Genomic DNA, 16,207 nt, shown 5'->3' with positions numbered 1-16,207 from the left:
GCTAATGCACCACACCTGGTCCGGGATTGGCATCCATCGGCATCGGGGGGATGATGAGGTTGTGCTGACGGCCCAGTTCGCGCACCATCGTCATGAACGTCGAAGGCAGGGGAATGTCGCGGTCGCGGACCAGGATGCCGAGGGCATCGGCTCTGGCCAGGGCCGAGGCATCGTCGCCGAGACCTTCCTGGCTGTCGCACAGGGCCTGGACCCGCAGGGCATCGGTGATCGGGGCGCGGAGCCCGGGGTTGTCGGTCCCGAGGCTGAGGAGTTCCTGTTCGATGGTGCCCCAGTGTTCCCGGCGGAAGCGGACGAATTGCTCCTCCGGGTTGGGGGTGCCGAACAGCTCGTTGGTGATGGTCCCCGCCAGTCGCGACAAGTGGGTGGCGTCGCCATCCGGCTGTTTGCGGACGAGCTGGGCGCGGATCTCCTTGAAGACGATCATCTGGATGAGGCCGAGCCCCTCGCGGAGGGCCGGGATGAGCTGGGACTTGATGGCGGCTGTGTTCTCGGTCATGGCGTTACAGGAGGATCTTGACTGCGGGATGGTTTTTCAGGCGTTCAAAGATTGTCAGACGGGTCTGTTCGTCTCCGATCTCGATCGTGGCCTCGAGGCTGTGGTACCTTCCCCCTCGGCTCGACCGGCCGACCGTGATCTTCACCGGGTGCGGGGCGCAGGCCTGGAGGATGGCCTGCCGCAGGAGATCGGCTTCCTCGCCGATGACCTTGTAGCTCCAGATGCAGGGGTAGACGATATGCGGCCGGTGATCTTGAAGGTTCATGAACAGATGTCGGGGTTGGAGACGGTGGTTGTTGGAATCGGCCTCAAGTAATACCGATTTGTATGGCAGGAGTCAAGGGAAAGGGGGCGGAAACGCCCTGCTGCCGGGAGCCGCTGGAGAGCTGAAACGGCGGATTGCTCTTGTTATCGCCGTGACGGCACGATATCGTTGTAACAACACGCGGTGACCGGTGCGAGTGTCCCGGAAACGGCGCGGTTCAGCAGAGGAAAACGGCATATGGCCGGCAGGGCAGGAAGGTGCAGAGGATGACGAGCGACGAATGCAACCGGCGGGTATCGTCCGACAATGACTACTCTCCCGCTGCCGCTGAGCTGCAGCTGGAGGCGATCAAACAGGGTTTTCCCGGACTTCTCGGCTATTTCGACCGCAATCTGCAGGCGGCCTGGGTCAACGACCGGGGCCGCAGGCTCTGCGCCGAGCCGGTCGGCCGCAGCTGCCGGGAGATCTTCTGCCGCCGCCAGGCCGCCTGCGATGATTCCTGCGCCGCCTGGCGGGCGATGCAGTCGGGAAAGATCGAGACCAGTGTCAGAGGCGTCCAGCTTTCAGTCGAGGACGGCGAGGAACTGGTGTATGACGTCACCGCTATCCCGGTGCGGCGGGCGTCCGGGGAGATTGACGGTGTCGTGATCATGGCCTCGGATGTCTCTGAGCGCCATATGCTGGAGAAACAGCTTCGCCACACCCAGAAAATGGAGGCGATCGGGACCCTGGCGGGAGGAATCGCCCATGATTTCAACAATGTCCTCACTCCGATCATGGGGTATTCCGAAATCGTCCGCATGAAGATGCGCCGGGACGGTTCTTTCGACCAGACCGTCAGCGACTATGTCGATGAGATCCTCAAGGCGGCGAGGAGGGCCAAGAGCCTCGTCGAACAGATCCTGACCTTTTCTCGCAGCCACGAGAAAAAGGAGCTGCTGCAGCACATCCATCCGATCGTCAAGGAGGTGATGAAGCTGATGCGCGTCACGCTGCCGGCCACCATCCAGATCATAGAGGAGATCGACGACCACTGCGGTCTCGTCTCGGTCGATCCGGTGCAGATCCACCAGGTCCTGATCAATCTCTGCACCAACAGCGCCCACGCCATGGCCGGCCGGCGCGGCACACTGACGGTGCGGCTGGCGAAGACCGGCCGGGACGAGGAGGGGAAGGAGTGGGTTGAACTGAGTGTCGCCGATACCGGCTGCGGCATAGAGGCCGAGATGGTGGAGCGGATCTTCGAGCCGTATTTCACGACCAAGGAGAAGAGCCGGGGCACCGGCATGGGACTGGCGATGGTGCACGGCATCATCACCCGCCAGGGCGGGCGGATCAGCGTGCAGAGCCAGGTCGGCGTTGGCTCTGTCTTCCGGGTCCTGCTGCCGATCGCGCGTGAGTTGACCCAGTTGGAACAGATCATCTCCATGACGGAGATCATGCAGGGGGAGGGACGCATCCTGCTGGTCGACGATGAGGAACAGGTCGTCAACGTCACCGGGCAGATGCTGCGCAGCCTCGGCTACGAGGTCGTCGGGATGACCTCGGCCAGCGAGGCGCTGGCGCTGTTCTCCGAGGTGGACCGGGAGTTTGACCTGCTGATCACCGACCTGACCATGCCCGATCTGACCGGGATCGAGTTGAGCTCCCTGTTCAGGACGATCCGCCCCGATCTCCCGGTCGTCCTCTTCTCCGGGTATGCAGAGCAATTTTCGCGGGAAGCGGCGGAGCAGGCCGGGGTCCGCGAGTACTGCACCAAACCGCTGACGCTGCGGCAGCTGGCGTCGGTCGTCCATCGCGTCCTCCACCGGACCGAGCCCGGCGGCAGGGGTTGAGGCCGCTGTCGGCCCGCCTCACCGTTCCCATTTCATTCGCGACGGCCGTTGATCAGGCTGATCTGGTCGTTCAGCGTCCACAGGTCATAGATCCAGCCGACACCGAGCAGACCGGCGGTACACAGATACAGCAGGCCCGTCAGCCACTTGCCCATGTACATCCGGTGGATGCCGAGCAGCCCGACGAAGGCGAGCAGCAGCCAGGCGATATTGAAGTCGATCCTGCCTTCGTTGAAGCGGATATCGGCCTCCCTGTTCATCTTCGGGATCAGGAAGAGATCGACGATCCAGCCGATGAACAGCAGGCCGAGGGTGAAGAAGTAGATCGTGCCGGAGATCTGGCGGCCGTAGTAGAACCGATGGGCGCCGAGAAAACCGACGAGCCAGAGAAGATACCCGACGACGATCGAATGGGTGGGGGGATTGTCCGTCCGCATGTTCCTTACCTGTGGATGAAGTTTTGCAGTTTTCTGACCCGCTGCCAGGCCGCGTGTATCCGTTCCTCGGCCAACCGGCCCTGCCGCACCGCCTCGACGATTGCGGCGGTGATCCTGCCGACGATCAGCGGATCATACTGAAGGTTATTCCCAATGATGAGGATGTCCGCCCCCGCTGTCAAGGCCATGATGCAGGCCTCGGCCAGGCCGTAGCGGTCGGTGATGGCCCGCATCTGCAGATCGTCGGTGATGACCGCGCCGTCGAAGCCGAGATCGCGGCGCAGCAGACCGTCGATCGCCGCCGGCGACAGGGTGGCCGGCAACAGGGGGTCGATCCGGCTGTTAAAGAGATGACCGACCATCACCAGATCGGCCTTGTTCCCGGTGATCAGGGTGCGGAAAGGCTCCAGCTCCTCCTCCCGCCAGGCGGCGCTGATATCGACGAAGCCGAGATGGGAGTCGGCCAGCGCCGAGCCGTGGCCGGGAAAATGTTTCAGGCAGGTGAGGATGCGGCGCCGGCGGTGGGCGGTGATCCACGCCGTCGCATGGCGGCCGACGACGGCCGGGTCGGCGGCGAAGCTGCGTTGATAGCGGCCGATGATCGGGTTGTCGGTTTCGACATCGAGGTCGACGACCGGGGCGAGATTGAGGTTGATGCCGAGAGTGCTGAGCATCGCGGCGGTGCAGGCGGCGTTGATGGCGGTCAGGCCGACATCGCCGCACCGGCCCAGGCGCCCGGCCGAGGCCGTGGTCGGGAAGCCGCGCTCGGCCTTGAACCGGCTGACCATGCCGCCCTCCTGATCGACGGCGATCAGCAGCCGGCCGCCGGCGCAGTCCTGCAGCTCGGCGCAGAGCCGGGCGGTCTGGGCCGCCGAGACGATATTGTTGTCCGCTCGTTTTTCGGCGAGGAGGCGGTCGAAGAGGATGACTCCGCCCAGGGCCCGCTCGTGCAGGTCGGCGGCGAGGGTGCTGTTCGGGAGAAGCCTGTCGCCTTGGAAGCCGACGATCAGGAGTTGGGCGATCTGCTGGGGTAGGTCCATGGGGTGGTGGCGGTCCTGTCAGGGGGGAAGGATGCAGACCTGCCGGGACGGCCTCCTGCTGACGGCGAAGACCCGGCTCGGATCAGACCGTTTCGAGACGGATCTTCAACGGCACGACATGGAGCGACCGGCTCTGCTGCTCGGTGGAGCCCAGCGACCATCCGCTGCACCGGGCCCGACCCCGGAGCAATTCGCCGATGTCCTCGACCAGGCTGTTGAGGTTGATGACCGGATGGCGGGAGAAGACCTGGGGCAGGCCCTGGGTCAGATTGCAGGCGAGACAGCGGCCCGGTCGTTCGTGCAGCCGCAGTTCCATGACCAGCTCGCTGCCCTGCAGGCCGCGGTATCCCAGCTCGATATCGTAGGCGCCCTCGTCGGCGTCGCCGAACAGGGCCTCGAAGAACTCGTTCGCGCGTTCCCGGGGAAAGAGGCGGAGCAGGGTGTCGGGGGTGAACAGGGTCGGCAGGGTCGTTGCATCCATGGCGGTTCGTGTCGTGGGGGAATTGGCGGTTTCAGGGACACCGGCCGGCGGGCGGCGGTGCCGATTTCGGCTGGTAAGCCGTTGTACAGCAATAACCATGATATTGCAGCGTCGTTACCGGCTCAAGGGGCCGTAACGAAATGGGTGAACATGCAATGGTTATTTCGTAACGGCCCATAACTATAACGGCGAAGAGCATTTTGTCAACCGACGTTGCGGGGCTGTGGGGCCTGTGTTAGAGTAGCGGCCATGAACAACGAGGGACCATTTTCAGGGGCCGGAGGCGTCGCCGCCGTCGATCTGAGCGAACTCAACGATGCCCAGTACGAGGCGGTGACGACGGTCGACGGCCCGGTCCTCGTCATTGCCGGGGCCGGCAGCGGCAAGACCCGGACCCTGGTCTACCGGGTGGCCTATCTGATGCAGCACGGCATCCCGCCGGAGAAGATCCTGCTGCTGACCTTCACCCGCAAGGCCGCCCAGGAGATGCTGTGGCGCTCCGGCCGCCTTCTCAACGACAGCTGCGGCCGGGTGGTCGGCGGCACATTCCACGGCACCGCCAACATGCTGCTGCGCCGCTACGGCGCCTGTCTCGGCTTCGCCTCGAACTTCACCATCATCGACCGGGCCGACGCCGAGGGGATCATCAACCTCCTCAAGTCATCGCTCGGCTTCGGCGGGGCGTCGAAACAGTTCCCCTCCAAACGGGTCCTGATCTCGATGATCAGCGGCGCCGTCAACAAGTCGATGGAACTGGAGGACCTGGTCTTCGAGCAGTACGCCCACCTCAGCGAGCATCTCGACGACATCCTCCGGCTGCAGCGGCACTACGGCGAATTCAAGCGCGACAACGGCCTGATGGATTACGACGACCTGCTCGTCAACTGGAAGCGGATGCTGCAGGAGTCGGAGGAGGTGCGGCGGCTGATTTCCGAGCGCTTCTCCCACATCATGGTCGACGAGTACCAGGACACCAACCTGATCCAGGCCGATATCGTCCGCCTGGCCGCCTCCACCCATGACAACGTCATGGCGGTCGGCGACGACGCCCAGTCGATCTACTCGTTCCGCGGCGCCGATTTCTACAACATCATGCGGTTCCCGAAGGTCTACCCCGACACCCGGATCATCAAGCTCGAGGAGAATTACCGCTCGACCCAGCCGATCCTGGCGCTGACCAACGACATCATCAAAAATGCCGCCGAGAAATACACCAAGACCCTGTTTTCCCGGACCGAAGGCGGGGTCCGCCCGGCGCTCTTCGCCGGCCGCGATGAGCGGGAAGAGGCGCTGTTCGTGGTCCGCCGGGTGCGCGAGCTGCTGGCCCTGGGCACCCCGATACAGGAGATCGCGGTGCTGTTCCGCTCCGGTTTCCACTCGTACAAGCTCGAGCTCGAACTGGGGGCGACGGGCATCGATTTCGAGAAACGGGGCGGCCTGAAACTGACCGAATCGGCCCACATGAAGGATTTTCTCTCTTTTCTGCGGGTCGTCGCCAATCCCCGCGATTCCCTGAGCTGGAACCGGATCCTGCTCCAGCTCGACAAGGTCGGGCCGAAGACGGCGCAGAAGATCACCGCGACCGTCATGACGGCCGGCGACCCGTTCCAGGCCCTGGCCGGGTACCCGGCCGGGAGAAGCTGGCAGCAGGGTTTCGCCCGTCTCAACGAGCTCTTTGCCGACCTGCGGGGCAGGGAGCGCAGCCTGCCGGAGTTGTACGAGGTCGTCCTCGCCTATTACCAGCCGATCTTCGAGCAGCTGTTCGCCGATGACTACCCGAAGCGGCAGAAGGATCTCGACCAGTTGAAGGGCGTCATGGCCGGCTACCAGGACCTGCAATCGTTCATCGACGATACCGCCCTCGATCCGCCGGAGCCCGACCAGCACGGCCACCGGCGAGCCGAGGAGCGGCTGGTGCTGTCGACCATCCATTCCGCCAAGGGGCTGGAGTTCGATGCGGTGTTCGTCATCGGCCTGGCCGAGGGCCGCTTCCCCCATGCCGCGGCGATGATCGGCGAGCAGTGGGAGGAGGAGCGGCGGCTGCTCTATGTCGCCGCCACCCGGGCCCGCAAATTTCTCTACCTCTGCTACCCGCGGGAGTTGATGACCCCGGATCGGCAGTTCCGCCGGGCCGGCATGTCGCCGTTTCTGACCGAACTCGGCCCCGGGCTCTACGAGCGGATATCGGCGGAGGCCGGCAGCACCGGGGAATGGTCGGGATCAACGAGTATTCCGGACCCGGCCGCCCCCCGGCTTCCCGCCGCCCCGGCCCGGCGGCAACCGCCGGCGATCTCGGAATTCGCGAAGGGATGCAAGGTCAGCCACCCCTTCTTCGGCGAGGGCAAGGTCACCAAACTGTCCGGGCCGCGGACGCTCGACGTCCTGTTTGACCGGCATGGGATGAAGACCCTGCATCTCGATTATGCCAAGCTGACCATTCTCTGACCCCGGCCCCGGCGCCGCCTCGGCCCTCTCCTTCCCTCAACCCCCGAAACCGATATGGACTACCAGGAAGCCGTTGACTATCTCTATAGTCTGCAGATGCACAAGATCAAACTCGGACTCGAGGCGATGCGGAGGTTTCTCGACCAGGTCGGCAGTCCGGAGCGGGGCCTGCGCTGCGTCCATGTCGCCGGGACCAACGGCAAGGGCTCGGTCAGCGCCAACCTCGTTGCGATCCTCGGCCGCGCCGGCTACCGGGCCGGGCTCTACACCTCGCCGCATCTGAGCGACGTGCGCGAGCGGTTCCGGCTGGGCGACCGCTATATCGACCGCGAGACCTTCGCCCGCCTGGCGACGCGGATTCGGAAGGTCCTCGGGCCGGAGCAGATCACCTTCTTCGAGTTCTGCACCGCCCTGGCCCTGCTGTGGTTCGCCGAGAGACAGGTCGACGTCGTCGTCCTCGAGACCGGGATGGGCGGCCGGCTCGACGCCACCAACGTAGTGACGCCGATGGTCGCGATCATCACCAGCATCAGTATGGACCACGAGGCCTACCTCGGCGCCAATCTGACCGAGGTGGCGGGGGAGAAGGCCGGCATCATCAAGGCCGGGGTGCCGGTGATCTCCAGCGCCACAGTGCCGGAGGCGGCGGCGGTGGTCGAGCGGACCTGCCGGGAGCGGGGGGCGGCCCTCTACGTGCTCGGGCGGGATTTCGACTACCGCGACGACCCCGACGGCCGCTGGACCTGGAACGGGCTGATCCCGCCGCTGCAGCGCACGATCGGCGGCCTGCGTTGTGCCCTGCGGGGCGGCTACCAGCGGCAGAACAGCTCGGTCGCGATCGCCGCGGCGCTGCTGCTCGGGCAATTCGGCTATCCGCTCGAGCCGGCGGCGATCGCCGCCGGGGTGGCGGCGGTCTCGTGGCCGGGGCGAATGGAGTATTTTCAGGCCGATATCGTGTCGGAGCCGGGGGAACTCGGCGACGCCGGCCCGGACCAGCGCTGGTACCTGCTCGACGGGGCCCACAACCCCGACGGGGTGCAGCGCCTGGTCGAGGCCCTGGTCGCCGAATTCGGTGACCGGCGCCTGGTCTGTGTCTGGGGGGCGATGGGCGACAAGGACCTCACCACCGCCCTCGCCGCGATCTCTCCGGTCGTTCACCGGCTGATCCTGACCAGCGCCCCCGGGGAACGGGCCGCCACGCCGGAGCGGCTGCTGGCCTGCCTGCCGCCGGACGGGCAGGCCAAGGCCGACTGCGTCGCCGACATCCGGGCCGCCCTCGCCCGGGCCGGGGCGGTCTCGGGTCCGGAGGACTGCATCGTCGTCGCCGGCTCGCTCTATCTGCTCGGCGAGGTGCGCAAGATCCTGCGCGGCGAGGTTGTCGACGGATGAGCGATTATTTCGGCTTCGACGGGGTCGACGAGGCGGATCTGCGCCGGGAGAAGGCCAAGGCGCGTGAGCTGCGGCGGACGCGGTGGTGGCAGCACAAGATCGCCCGCGGGGTCTGCCACTATTGCGGCGGCCGGTTCACGCCGACCGAACTGACCATGGACCACCTCGTGCCGCTGGCCCGGGGTGGGCGGAGCACCAAGGCCAACCTGGTGCCGGCGTGCAAGGACTGCAACAACCGCAAGAAGGTCATGCTGCCCCTCGAATGGGAGGAATACCTGCTCCACGGCCCCAAACCCCCGCCGTCGCACCACGATTGACGGCCGCCGGCCTGGTTCCGGCCGGCAGCGGCGACGATAATTGTATTGCCAACACCGTTTTTTGTGGTACTATGGGCCTCGTTTTCAGAGGGTATGCCCACAGCATCCTCTACCTCGAACGACCACAGGGACGGGTAGCTCAGCTGGATAGAGTGTCGGCCTCCGAAGCCGAAGGTCGCGGGTCCGAATCCCGCCTCGTCCACCAACGATAGCAGCCGCTTGGATATATGTCCAAGCGGCTGTTTCTATTTGTGCGCCCGGCCTTTTCGTCACCCAACCTGTCAGGCGAGCATCCGATCGACGAAGGCACGAGGTTTCAGAACCTTCATCCCTCGGTATCCCGATATTCCCAACAAGTGCTTATCGCCACTGACAATGATCCTGGCCCCACAGGCAAGAAACCGGCCTGCCACGCTTGCAGAATCCGATTCCGAGGGCCTGCGAAGAAGATCCCTGAGATAAAGACGTTGGTGTCGATAACGATCTTCACTTACGGCCCCGTACTTTTGCAGTTGCCGCAGTGATATCGGATTGCTTCAGGCCTGCTTTCCTCCCATGTCTTCTTGCCTCGGCGATCAAATCCTCAAATTCGTTGAATGGAGGAGGGGTGATCACCTTGAAAATGACAACGTCACCCTCAGCAACAACGATGAATTATGCGTCGGGTTTGAATTTCAATCTATCCCTGACAGATTCCGGGATGACGACCTCGCCCTTTGAAGACATTCTGGAAGTGGTGACATCTGAAATGGCGTTCTCCTGTTCCGGTTTGTTATCTTACTGGTAAGATTACAAGGCGGTCCCGGCAAGAAGACAAGGAGCACAGCAGGATGTCATGTCAGAAGTGGACCGTTGGATCTCCATTCGATTGTTTGGGAGATGGCGACGCGTTGACTGTTTGCCTTACCCTTTCAACATGTGGATCGATCGCTTGGCGCCAAACAAAATTGGCCCAGTGAGGTTGACTCAACATAATAGCGGCATTTGTCCAGAAAGGCGAACGTCAATTCCTAAGCCGTTGTATAAAATAACCGTAACGGTGGAGTCTCGATACCGGCATAAGGGGCCGTAACGAAATGGGTGAAGATGTAATGGTTATTTCGTAACGGCCCCTAACCATTCTCGCTTGTCAATTGTCAGGTTCTGGTCTATGTTAAGTGAAAATTCTGATATTTCTATTACATGGGAAGTACTAGGCAGAAACTTTGCGGAAGGATGTGTAAATTTGCGACGGCGCGGAGTAGCGAGAGCGGGGGATGAGACGGAAGCGGTCTCGCACTTTCTTCCCCAAAAAGCTAACGCCGTATATTAAACGTTATGAACGTACTACCAAAAATAACAAATGCATTCAGATATATATAAAGACATAGCAATCAAATACCATGTTGAAGATCTAGCTGGTGCTTTGATCCCTGGGAGTCGTCTGTCAAATATACTCAAGGAATTGGAGAACGGTAGATCTATTTCTAACTACGCCCATGATTTTTTATTCAAAAATGCGCTTTACGCGCTACTCAGATATACAAAAAATGAAACCAACTTCGCTGAGTTTTTGAAATCTGCAGAACCAGAGCAATCTGCACGAAAGAGGGATGCAAAAGAAAGGTTTCTCAAAGAACAATCTGAACAAAATCTACAAAGAGAAGCTCTTCAAGCCAGAATGAAGGTCACGCAAGAACGAATTGCAGCAGAAAAGCGATCTTTCGATAAAAGCCCTAAAAACAAAGCAAAAGCTAAGCAATTTGAACTTAGGGATAAATATAACCTTTCTCTATTTATAGATAAGGATGATTATCCAAAATTAATGGATATTCTTCGTACGGTGGACAAAGGTGTACGTTTGCCTGAAGAAGATTTTATTTGGCTTTGGAAAAACGGCAATAATAACTATCGGACATATTTTACAATAGAACTGAGAGAAAGGTATCATAAAAATGAAGCTAAATTCTATGCTATCGAATTCGAAAATGACAAAAACCCTTGGTCTGCGGTTAATGCAAGTAAGCATTTTAGAAAATGCAACAGTGCAAATAAGGCCGTTTCTTTGTTAAGCTCAATCGACGTATCTCGAATAAAAGACAAGAGACTAAAATCTGCGATATACACAACCTATGGTGGAGCAAAAAGGGATTTAATGGAATGGGCTGAAGCACTGAGTCTTGGTGAACAAGCGCACTTATTGAATCCAAAAAGTTTTCATCCTTGTACGTTACTTGGTGCAGTTAACATTCAGACAGGTAATGTTGGGTCTGGTCTCGAATGGTATAGAAAGGCTGAAGAATTAGGTTATAATCAAGAGGCAATTGATGATGAGTTGCGAGGAATTTTCAATCACCTTGAGATTTCGATACAAAGAGAACTAAAAGAACATCTGCTCAATATTGATTATGAGCGATACGATTGGACTAATGACTGGTAACCAACTAAAAGAAAAAAAATTTCATAACTGCCTACACTCGGACCCCGCAAACAGCGCTGGTCCGGTGGGCTTTCGCGTTACGCCCTGACCGAACCTCTTCACACCCCTAAGGAAATTTCCCACGATGGACATCCCACGGATATTCAACATCACCGAAAGTGCTCACCGCATCCACAACCCGTTCACCCCCGAAAAGCTCGTTACTCTCGGCGCGGCGCTGCGTCTGGAACCGGGTGTCCGGGTGCTCGACCTCGGCAGCGGTTCGGGGGAGATGCTGTGCACCTGGGCCCGCGATCACGGCGTCAGCGGCATCGGCATCGACATGAGCCGGTTGTTCACCGAGCAGGCGAAACTCCGGGCTGAAGAACTCGGCGTCAATCATCACGTCACGTTCATCCATGGCGATGCCGCCGGCTACGTCGCCGACGAAAAGGTCGATGTGGCCGCCTGTGTCGGCGCTACCTGGATCGGCGGGGGATTCGCCGGCACCATCGAGCTGCTGGCGCGGAGCCTGCGCCCCGGAGGGATCATCCTCATCGGCGAGCCCTACTGGCGGCAGTTGCCGCCGACGGAGGATGTGGCTAGGGGATGTCTTGCCGGTTCGATCTCCGACTTTCTCCTGCTTCCGGAACTTCTCGTGTTTTTCGGCCGCCTCGGCTACGACGTCGTGGAAATGGTTGTGGCCGACCAGGACAGCTGGGACAGATATGAGGCGGCCAAGTGGCTCACCATGCGCCGCTGGCTTGACGCCAATCCCGACGACGAGTTCGCCAAAGAGGTGCGAGCCCAGCTGACCGCGGAACCCGCGCGCTACGCCGCGTACACGCGTGAATACCTGGGCTGGGGCGTGTTCGCGCTGATGGGGCGGTGAATAGGTCGGCGCGGCGGAATGTGGCGTTGGCAACGCAAACTCTTTGACAAGGATCACAGGTGAACAGACCACTCTGCCCCATGAATCTCCCCGAGTATATGAAAATGCGCCTGCGCGGGCCTGCCGTGGCGAGAATTTCGGAGCTTCCACGCGCGTTCCTGTACGGGCATGATGCCGCGTCCCATCTCGCCGAGGATTTCAGGACTCACTCCCATATGTCGTCGGTCCTGGTGTTCTTCGACCAACGCACACGGGCCGTTGCCGGGGAGACCTGTCTCGACGCCCTGCAAGCCTCGGGCTGGACGGTACTGGAATATCTGATCCCCGACGGTCCTGACGGATCGCCGCCGGTATGCGACGATGTCACCATGAGCCGGCTCCGTTCCGCGCTGCCGACCGTCGATGCCTACCTGGCCGTCGGCAGCGGGGTGATCAACGATCTCGTCAAATGGCTGGCCGCCGAGGCCCGCAAGCCCTATGCCGTGTTCGCTACGGCGGCCTCGATGAACGGGTTTGCGGCCGCCAACGTCGCCCCCGCGATCAACGGCATCAAGAGTCTGTTCAGGGCCAAGGCCCCGATTGTCATCGCTGCCGACCCGGCCGTCATCGCCTCGGCGCCCAGCCGGCTCACCACGGCCGGATTGGGCGATGTCTTGGCCAAACCTGTCAGCACCTCCGACTGGGTCATGAACCACCAGCTCTTTGCCGAGCCCTACTCCGAAGAGGTGGCGGCCATCATCACTGAGGTGGAACCGACCTATCTCGATCATCCCGCGGGCATCAAGGCAAAGGATCCCGCAACTCTTCGGGGGCTCCTGGAAGCGCTCGTGCTTTCCGGCTGCGCCATGACCCTGCAGGGCTCCTCGCTCCCGGCCTCAGGCGGCGAGCACCTGATCAGTCATACGCTGGACATGCAGGCCTATATCACGGGACGTGGCCATGATCTGCACGGGCGCCAGGTCGGGGTCGCGACGATCTTCGCCGCTGCCCTGTACGACAGGCTTCTCCGTCTGGAGACACCCGATTTCACCAGGGCGGCCCTCCACTTCGATGCCGCCTACTGGGGCCCTCTTGCCGCCCGTGTACGCGAGCAGCATGATCTCGCCGCAACCCGTATGGCCGCGGCCGTCGCGATCCTTCGCCGGCCTGGGGCATGGGATGAACTGAGGGCGAACCTGAGGCCATGCCTGCGCTCCCCGGCGGTGTTCAAGCGCTGTCTCGCGTCGGCCGGTGGTGCGCATCGGCTGGAGGATATCGGATCGACACGGGAAGATTTTTTCCACGCCGTGTGCAATGCCGCCTCGATCCGCGAACGTTTCACTTCTCTCAGTCTCGGCCTTGCCGCAGGGTTGCTGCCTGCCGCCATCGATGAGATCATCGATGAGTGGCTGATGTAGCGCGGCAATTAACAGCGCCCCTGTTCCGGCGACGCGAAAGGAACAACGATAGGGTATAGTCCAGAGCAGTACTCGGGGTGTCACAACGGTGTCCACCATAAACCAAGGAGCACATATGTCTCTCGGTCTCATTCTCATTGACATTCAAAACGACTATTTTCAAGACGGCAGAATGGAGCTGGAAGGCAGTGACCAGGCTGCCATCAACGCGGCGAAACTTTTGGAATATTTCCGGACCAGGCAGTTGCCGATATTCCATATTCAACATCTTGCCAGACAAGCAGGCGCCACCTTCTTTCTGCCCAACACTGCGGGAGCTGAAATTCATCGGAGCGTCAAGCCGGTTGGCGATGAAAAGATCGTTCAGAAACAGTACCCCAACAGCTTTCGGGAAACCGGCTTGCTGCAGCAACTGCAGGCAGCAAACATTCAGCGGTTGATCGTCGCCGGCATGATGACCCATATGTGTGTCGACGCCACCGTGCGGGCAGCTTGCGACTATGGCTACGATTGCCTTATCGCGTCGGATGCCTGTGCCACGCGCAGTCTGCAGCTTGGCGACCGTATCGTTGCCGCCCAGGACGTCCATACCGCCTTTCTTGCCGCTCTGAACGGGGTGTACGGCAAGGTGCTCCCATCGAATGAAATAATGTATGAAATGGATAGGATGCCGGCGGAGTAGCCGTCGCCGGAGGCGAAAGGTACGCCGTACCCACGCTGGATGCCCCGAGACCCGGCATTCCGGTTTATCGCATCGTTATACAGGTAGAAAACAGAGATGAAAAAGATATTGCTTGTGGTGTTGGGGCTGCTGACCGGATGTGTAAAAATCCCTGCGAATGTGCAACCGGTCGATGGTTTCAACGTTAACAAATATTTGGGCACATGGTACGAGATCGCCAGACTCGATCATTCCTTTGAACGCGGACTGACCCAGGTAAGCGCCGAGTACAGTCTGCAGGATGACGGGGGTGTACGGGTAGTCAACAGAGGGTACTCCGAGAAGAAAAAGGCCTGGAAAGAAGCTCAGGGCAAGGCCTATTTTGTCGGCCGACCGGATCAAGGTTACCTGAAGGTATCGTTCTTCGGTCCGTTTTACGGTTCCTATGTCATCTTCGACCTTGATCATCAGAATTATCAGTATTCTCTGGTATGTGGACCGAATACATCGTATTTGTGGCTTCTGGCGCGAAGTCCGCAGATGGACCAGGAGTTGAGGGACATCCTGATCGCGAAGGCCGCCGCCTTGAATTTCGACACCGATAAATTGATATTCGTCGATCATCACTGATCGCCCGGCTGTATCTTCAACTCCATGCGTCAGGATGGCAGCTTCCATTCGGTTGGCTGCTGCCTGGCGCAGGAAATCCCTGTGACGAAGGATCTGGTATCAGATCCCGTAATCAACGCCGATCAATCGCAGAGCAGCTGCCGCAGCCGTTCGCTGAGAAAAACGATCGATTCGATGTCGAGGTGTTCGAGCACCGTCTCATCGAACATCAGTTTTGCCTGGGCCTCGACGTCATCGCCGGGGGCGGCATCCCAGAACAGCAGGGCCACCGGAACCCGCGGCAGCGGCGTGAAGACGACGGCGACATCGGCCGAGCCTGCGGACGCCGGCAGCGGCTGGGCCCCGAGATCCAGGGCGCGCCGGCGCAGTTCATCGGTCCGGCCGGAAAATCGTGCGATCAGAGGCTCTTCGACCGCGCTCTTCATGCTGACCATTTTGGAGACGGTGTTCGGAAACTCGACAAAGCCCTTCCATTTCCCGGTCGGCGGGCGACTGCCGCCCTGGGCAAGGTGGTTGAGGATGAACACCTGCTCGTACCTGGTCAATTCGCTGCCGTCGGCTCCGGTGATGGTCGTGCCGAGGATGTGGAGATACTGCTTGAAGTAGGGCAACCGGAGGACGGTGTCGCTGCCGATTTGCGTCAATTCCCCGCCGATCCGCGCCGGCAGGTCCTCGACCGCCAGCGAGGCGGCTCGGCTCCTGGCCCACTGCAGGGCGTCCTCGGCCAGGTCCCGCTTCAGCCACTTGCCCTGGCTGTACTGCTCGGCCAGTTCGGACTCGCAGCGTGCCAGGAGGTCGGCGGCGAGATGGGGACAGTCCCGGAGAGGGTGTTTTTCCGACACGACCTTGGAGGCGAAGGCCAGGCAGGTCGGAAAGCCGCAGTCCCGGCAATTGGTTTTGGGCAGAACATCGCGGTACAGGTCGACCACTGAAAGCGCCATGGCTCTCTCCGTTTTCAAAGCGTTGATTGATCGGGCAGGCACGAGTGCGACCCGCATCCTGAGAGGGGCAGTCGGATCCGATCTGCCGAAGTCATCGTCCCAGCGGCAGGGCATCGAGGCGATCTCGATCCGGCGGTGATCGAAGAGCTGCGCCCCTCACGAACCGGCCGCCGGTTCGGACGCCTGTGATTCGGCGGCCAATGCGATAATTCTTACCAATCTTTTCCCTTTGGAGAAAGAACAAACAGCTCTGCCTGCTCTGAGATCACACCACAACCTTTTCGCCCTTTCATAGTTTGCGCCGAAAACTTCATCCCCCGGTGCTGCCGCCTACGATCCTCCTCCTATCGTCTATGGTATGGAAAACTGTACCTGTCTCAGCAAAAGAAAGACGTGCCAGCCACCACGATGTCAGCAGAATGAAAGTCTCTGCTGGTATTCTGGTGTCGGTGGGTGCCAAAAGACTGTTTGGTAGTCGCATGTCGGCGCCGGTGGCAGCTGCAGTCAGAAGTATGCGCCTCACACAAGTCGTCACATTGCCGGAAAAAGGCAGAGCCCCGGT

General features: G+C 60.6%; 15 protein-coding genes and 1 tRNA gene. 10 read left to right on the top strand and 6 right to left on the bottom strand.

Annotated features, from left to right (window positions below; genetic code table 11):
• Position 1 precedes the first annotated feature (1 nt).
• A complete protein-coding gene (locus tag HNQ81_RS06440) occupies positions 2–517 on the bottom strand; it encodes a hypothetical protein (protein WP_183349491.1) in 516 nt (171 codons plus the stop codon).
• 4 nt (positions 518–521) lie between these two features.
• On the bottom strand, positions 522–782 hold the full coding sequence (locus tag HNQ81_RS06435; RefSeq protein WP_183349490.1) for an HP0495 family protein: 261 nt from the start codon (positions 780–782) through the stop codon (positions 522–524).
• Positions 783–1,048: 266 nt separating this feature from the next.
• On the opposite strand from HNQ81_RS06435, the gene HNQ81_RS06430 reads away from it, so the two are divergent.
• Positions 1,049–2,617 carry a hybrid sensor histidine kinase/response regulator gene (locus tag HNQ81_RS06430; protein ID WP_183349489.1) on the top strand — a complete coding sequence of 523 codons (1,569 nt, stop codon included), beginning with the start codon at positions 1,049–1,051 and terminating at the stop codon, positions 2,615–2,617.
• A 32-nt stretch (positions 2,618–2,649) separates the two neighbouring features.
• Here the strand turns inward: HNQ81_RS06430 and HNQ81_RS06425 are convergent, their stop codons facing one another.
• From HNQ81_RS06425 to HNQ81_RS06415, 3 genes are all read right to left on the bottom strand, one after another.
• Entirely contained in the window at positions 2,650–3,054 is a 405-nt protein-coding gene (locus HNQ81_RS06425; protein ID WP_183349487.1) for an NINE protein, read from the bottom strand.
• Positions 3,055–3,059: 5 nt separating this feature from the next.
• Positions 3,060–4,094, bottom strand: coding sequence for a glycoside hydrolase family 3 protein (locus HNQ81_RS06420; protein WP_183349485.1), 1,035 nt, complete (start codon positions 4,092–4,094; stop codon positions 3,060–3,062).
• Positions 4,095–4,176: 82 nt separating this feature from the next.
• Entirely contained in the window at positions 4,177–4,575 is a 399-nt protein-coding gene (locus tag HNQ81_RS06415; protein WP_183349482.1) for a pancreas/duodenum homeobox protein 1, read from the bottom strand.
• A 249-nt stretch (positions 4,576–4,824) separates the two neighbouring features.
• Between HNQ81_RS06415 and HNQ81_RS06410 the strand changes: the two genes are divergently transcribed.
• The 9 genes from HNQ81_RS06410 to HNQ81_RS06370 all read left to right on the top strand — a co-directional run bounded on the left by HNQ81_RS06410 (position 4,825) and on the right by HNQ81_RS06370 (position 14,704).
• Positions 4,825–7,020, top strand: a complete 2,196-nt coding sequence (locus tag HNQ81_RS06410) for an ATP-dependent helicase (RefSeq protein ID WP_183349480.1) — start codon at positions 4,825–4,827, stop codon at positions 7,018–7,020.
• Between the two features lie 54 nt (positions 7,021–7,074).
• Positions 7,075–8,409, top strand: a complete 1,335-nt coding sequence (locus HNQ81_RS06405; protein ID WP_183349479.1) for a bifunctional folylpolyglutamate synthase/dihydrofolate synthase — start codon at positions 7,075–7,077, stop codon at positions 8,407–8,409.
• Entirely contained in the window at positions 8,406–8,726 is a 321-nt protein-coding gene (locus HNQ81_RS06400; protein ID WP_183349477.1) for an HNH endonuclease, read from the top strand. Before HNQ81_RS06405 ends, HNQ81_RS06400 begins: the two co-directional genes overlap by 4 nt.
• A 128-nt stretch (positions 8,727–8,854) precedes the next feature.
• A tRNA-Arg gene (locus HNQ81_RS06395) sits at positions 8,855–8,931 on the top strand.
• A 1,137-nt stretch (positions 8,932–10,068) separates the two neighbouring features.
• A complete protein-coding gene (locus HNQ81_RS06390) occupies positions 10,069–11,145 on the top strand; it encodes a hypothetical protein (RefSeq protein ID WP_183349475.1) in 1,077 nt (358 codons plus the stop codon).
• Between the two features lie 124 nt (positions 11,146–11,269).
• The gene (locus HNQ81_RS06385; protein WP_183349473.1) at positions 11,270–12,016 is read left to right on the top strand and encodes an SAM-dependent methyltransferase; all 747 of its coding nucleotides are present in this window, start codon (positions 11,270–11,272) and stop codon (positions 12,014–12,016) included.
• A gap of 59 nt (positions 12,017–12,075) precedes the next feature.
• The gene (locus HNQ81_RS06380) at positions 12,076–13,413 is read left to right on the top strand and encodes an iron-containing alcohol dehydrogenase (RefSeq protein ID WP_183349471.1); all 1,338 of its coding nucleotides are present in this window, start codon (positions 12,076–12,078) and stop codon (positions 13,411–13,413) included.
• 115 nt (positions 13,414–13,528) lie between these two features.
• Positions 13,529–14,095: a cysteine hydrolase family protein gene (locus HNQ81_RS06375; RefSeq protein ID WP_183349639.1), complete on the top strand. Its 567-nt coding sequence runs from the start codon at positions 13,529–13,531 to the stop codon at positions 14,093–14,095.
• 96 nt (positions 14,096–14,191) lie between these two features.
• Positions 14,192–14,704, top strand: a complete 513-nt coding sequence (locus HNQ81_RS06370; protein WP_183349469.1) for a lipocalin family protein — start codon at positions 14,192–14,194, stop codon at positions 14,702–14,704.
• A gap of 122 nt (positions 14,705–14,826) precedes the next feature.
• Here the strand turns inward: HNQ81_RS06370 and HNQ81_RS06365 are convergent, their stop codons facing one another.
• Positions 14,827–15,645 (bottom strand): DUF3786 domain-containing protein, encoded by an 819-nt coding sequence (locus HNQ81_RS06365; protein ID WP_183349467.1) that lies wholly within the window; start codon positions 15,643–15,645, stop codon positions 14,827–14,829.
• Between the last annotated feature and the right edge of the window lie 562 nt (positions 15,646–16,207).

Origin of the sequence: Desulfoprunum benzoelyticum (genome assembly GCF_014201505.1) — a bacterium.
GTDB classification, from domain to species: Bacteria; Desulfobacterota; Desulfobulbia; order Desulfobulbales; family Desulfocapsaceae; genus Desulfoprunum; species Desulfoprunum benzoelyticum.
Note: the sequence above shows the minus strand (reverse complement) of the source record. Positions and strands in the feature narration are given on the sequence as shown.